At 56.6% G+C, this 2,777-nt stretch carries 2 protein-coding genes; both read left to right on the forward strand.

From position 1 onward, the window contains the following. Positions 1-49 precede the first annotated feature (49 nt). Complete coding sequence (putP, locus tag G113_RS19700) at positions 50-1,546, forward strand: sodium/proline symporter PutP (RefSeq protein ID WP_040319426.1); 1,497 nt, start codon at positions 50-52, stop codon at positions 1,544-1,546. A 343-nt stretch (positions 1,547-1,889) separates the two neighbouring features. Further along, positions 1,890-2,777: MBL fold metallo-hydrolase (locus tag G113_RS19705; RefSeq protein ID WP_005912423.1), on the forward strand; the 888-nt coding region annotated here is incomplete at its 3' end.

The following is a 2,777-nucleotide window of genomic DNA, read 5'->3' on the forward strand; positions in this document are numbered from 1 at the left end:
AGGGTTACGTCCATAGAACGCACCCCGGAGTCACACAAGGGAGTATTGCATGACAGCTAGCACACCTATGTTAATCACCTTTTTGGTGTACATATTGGGGATGGTGCTGATAGGTTTTATCGCCTATCGGGCCACCAAAAACTTCGATGATTACATCCTGGGTGGCCGTCGTATGGGGAGCTGGGTAACTGCCCTCTCCGCTGGCGCCTCCGACATGAGTGGCTGGCTTTTGATGGGACTGCCGGGTGCCGTCTACCTCGGCGGCATCTCCGAGGGCTGGATCGCTATCGGCCTTATCATAGGGGCTTACTTCAACTGGCGTCTGGTGGCGGGCCGTTTGCGAGTCCACACCGAGAAGAACAACAACGCCCTGACCCTGCCTGACTATTTCACCTACCGCTTCGAAGACAAGAGCCGGGTGCTGCGCATCCTCTCTGCCGTGGTCATCCTGCTGTTCTTCACCATCTACTGCGCCTCCGGTGTGGTCGCCGGTGCCCGCCTGTTCGAGAGCACCTTCGGCATCGATTACGATACCGCGCTCTGGATTGGTGCCGCCGCCACCATCACCTACACCTTCTTCGGTGGTTTCCTTGCCGTCAGCTGGACCGATACCGTCCAGGCGACGCTGATGATCTTCGCCCTGATCCTGACCCCGGTATTTGTCATCATCGCCGTCGGCGGTGTCGATAGCGCCATGGTGGAGATAGCAGCCAACAATGCCAGCCATCTCGACATGTTCAAGAACCTGGATGTGATCGCCATCGTCTCCCTGATGGCCTGGGGCCTGGGCTACTTCGGCCAGCCCCACATTCTGGCCCGCTTCATGGCGGCCGGTTCCCACCAGACCATGGTCAATGCTCGCCGCATCAGCATGACCTGGATGGTGCTCTGCCTGGGCGGCGCCGTCGGTGTCGGCTTCTTCGGTCTCTCCTACTTCGCCAGCTTCCCCGAGCAGGCAGCCGGAGTGAGTGCCAACCCGGAGCGGGTCTTCATCGAGCTCTCCAAGATACTGTTCAACCCCTGGATTGCCGGTATCCTGCTCTCCGCCATACTGGCGGCGGTCATGAGTACCTTGAGCTGTCAGCTGCTGGTCTGCTCCAGCGCCATCACCGAAGATCTCTACAAGCCCTTCCTGCGCAAGAATGCCACTCAGACTGAGCTGGTCTGGGTCGGTCGTTGCATGGTGCTGCTCATCGCCGTCATTGCCATCATGGTGGCCCGCAACCCGGACAACCGGGTGCTGGGTCTGGTCAGCTACGCCTGGGCAGGCTTTGGTGCCGCCTTCGGCCCGCTGGTGCTCTTCTCCGTGCTTTGGGCGCGCATGACCCGCAATGGAGCCCTGGCTGGCATGCTGGTGGGGGCCATCACCGTCATCGTCTGGAAACAGTTCGGTTGGCTGGGCCTGTACGAAATCATCCCGGGCTTCATCTTTGCCAGCATCGCCATCGTGGTGTTCAGTTTGCTGGACAAGGCACCTTCCCGTGCTATCAGCCAGCGCTTCGATGAGGCCGAGCGGGAGTTTCAGGCTCCGGCCCAGGCCAGTTAAGAGGTGATCTGACATGGAAAAGCCCCGCACTGCGGGGCTTTTTTTATGCAGGCGACTGTTTCAGCCTGCGCACATCGGCATGGGCCGCCGCGCCGACCTTGCCCAACCAGCGGGCCTTCTCTTGGTCGGTGGCTGTGTGCATGGGGCCCATATGCTGATAGGGGGGGCAGCGTGTTCAACATACTGTGCTTGCCCTCCTGGCTATATGTGGAGGGGACATAGGCTAGACCCTGTTTGGCGCTAGAGCGGCCCAATTCCATCGAAATCTGTCATTTAGGTCACTGTTTGACGCTTGAGGATTGAGCAAGAATGGCTTCCTCGAGTAATCAACAGGAGCCATCACATGAAATTCAAAACTCTTCCCCTCGTACTCTCCATCGCTTTTGGTACCGTCACCGCCCCGGTGTTTGCAGGAGAAAGCGACACTCAGGCTCCCACTTCAACTCATAAAGTTGAAATGCAGCAGGTTCGTAATGCGACAGTGAAAATCACTTACGCAGGCACTACCTTCTTGATCGATCCTATGCTGGCTAAAAAGGGCGCTTACCCTGGGTTTGAAGGTACCTATCGCAGCAACCTCCGCAATCCGCTGGTGGAGTTACCCGAATCAGCAGATAACGTCATCTCGGGTGTGGATGCTGTCATCGTTACTCATACCCACCTTGACCACTGGGACGATGCAGCACAAAAAGCATTACCTAAAGACATTCCGTTGTTTGCACAGCATGAGGCTGATGCACAACTGATCCGCTCTCAGGGTTTCAAGAACGTACGTGTACTGACTGACGAAGCTGAATTTGGCGGAGTAAAAATTACCAAGACTGGTGGTCAGCATGGCACTGACGAAATGTATGCCATTCCTGCGCTCGCCAAACCTCTTGGTGAAGCCATGGGCATCGTCTTTCAAGCGAAAGGCTATAAGACCTTTTACTTGGTCGGTGACACTATCTGGCGCAAAGAGGTAGATCAGGCCATTGCGACATATGACCCAGAAGTCATCGTGCTCAATGCCGGTAAAGCAAAAATGACCGGGTACGAAGGCGCAATCATCATGGGCGAGGAAGACGTGCTTCGCGCATCACAGGCTGCGAAAAATGCAAAAATTGTTGCTGTGCACATGGACGCAGTCAATCACATGTCCTTGACCCGTGAAGAATTGCGGGCCTACGTCAAGAAGCACGGTATTGAGAGCCGCGTTGAGATACCGGAAGACGGCGCGTCGCTGGCGTTC

The sequence above is a fragment of the Aeromonas molluscorum 848 genome (assembly GCF_000388115.1).
Lineage (GTDB): Bacteria > Pseudomonadota > Gammaproteobacteria > Enterobacterales > Aeromonadaceae > Aeromonas > Aeromonas molluscorum.